The sequence below is a fragment of the Kitasatospora sp. NPDC047058 genome, from assembly GCF_040643935.1.
Lineage (GTDB): Bacteria > Actinomycetota > Actinomycetes > Streptomycetales > Streptomycetaceae > Kitasatospora.
Window position 1 is genome coordinate 1 of sequence record NZ_JBEYVJ010000885.1, and the last position, 1,298, is coordinate 1,298.

A 1,298-nucleotide genomic window follows, 5' to 3' on the forward strand; every position below is an offset into this window, starting at 1 on the left:
GCCAGCGACCCGGTGCCCGACCGCTGCGCGACCGGTGCCACAGCACAGGGAAGCCTGCTCAACCGGCTCCGAGCGGTCGGCGTTCCCACCCCAGCACGGTCGAGACTCAGCGATTCCCCAACTGGCAGAAGAAGACCGCCACCCCGGCGAAGGCGCCGGTCACGCTCGCCCCGAAGAAGGTCGCCACGCTCCAGGCGAAGGTCAGCCGGCTCGTCGGCAGTCGACCCCTGGGGGCGGCACGGCCCGCCGACGAGTTCCGGCTCAACGGGGATGGGACGGATCCTTCCGGTGCCGGCGGTGCGGGCCCCGGCCGAGTGTCGCTTTCAGCAAAGCGAAGACAGCGCACTGAAATGCGACGGCGAGCAGGACCCTGCGCCAGGTGTGAGGCTTCTTGACCTCCTCGGGTCCGATGATCCTCCAGGCCCGTCGGACCACCGCGAAGGCCGGGCCACCGCCCAGCGTCCCGACGAGGAGGCCGAGAGGCCTGCGCGTGAACGTGGCGATGTTCACGGCTCCTCCTTCCGCGATACGGCGACTTGCGCGTTTCGGCCTCCGCCCCACCGGCCGGCGCTTCACCGGCGCGTCTGTCCAACCCGGCGACACACACACCGCCCGGCACGGTCCGGCCCACGACGCAGACGAGCGGGCCTCCGTGCAGCGCATCCACGGCCTGTGGGCGATCGCCGACGGACACCCGCCGGTCACCCGGATGCCGATGAGCGTAAAGGCCGCCGGCCGCCAGCCGCCCGGGCGTTCCGTACGCGGGCCGGCGATCCGTCGCTCCAGCCACAGGCCGGCCAGTACGGCCGGTTCGGCGAGCGGTGTGTACAGCAGGTACGGCTCGGCCTCGCTCCGCGGCGGCAACAGATGCCCGCAACGGCGTCGACCGGGCACGCAGCAGCCAGTGGACGAGCGGTAGCAACGCGAACGGCATCCCGACGACGGCTGCCCCACACCACGATCCGCAACCCCTCCCAGCAACGGACGACGCTGCCCCGGGAAAACCGGACGCCCGGGTACCGGTCCCCGGTTCCGGCCTGAGGAAGGCTGCCGGGAACCAGCCCGCAGCGCATCTCCCCGCCGTCCCGCGCGGTGCCTCCGGGAGTCGGAACGGGTACGGGCGACCGTCCCCGTGCCCGGCGGTCTGCCCCGTTCCTCGCCCACACCGCCGCCGCGCCTACCCCACCTCCCCTCCCCCGGCCACCTCCTCACCGCCTGGACACAGCACCACGACCGGTGCGGCGACGGCGGGCCGCGCCGTGGGGCCGGGCCTGCGGACGGAGCAGGCGTCGCGACTG

Annotated in this window: 1 protein-coding gene; it reads right to left on the reverse strand. The window is 73.4% G+C overall.

The window, feature by feature from the left end; genetic code table 11:
* Nucleotides 1–261 precede the first annotated feature (261 nt).
* Nucleotides 262–663 (reverse strand): DUF4235 domain-containing protein, encoded by a 402-nt coding sequence (locus ABZ885_RS41340; protein ID WP_360200393.1) that lies wholly within the window; start codon nucleotides 661–663, stop codon nucleotides 262–264.
* Nucleotides 664–1,298: the final 635 nt, after the last annotated feature.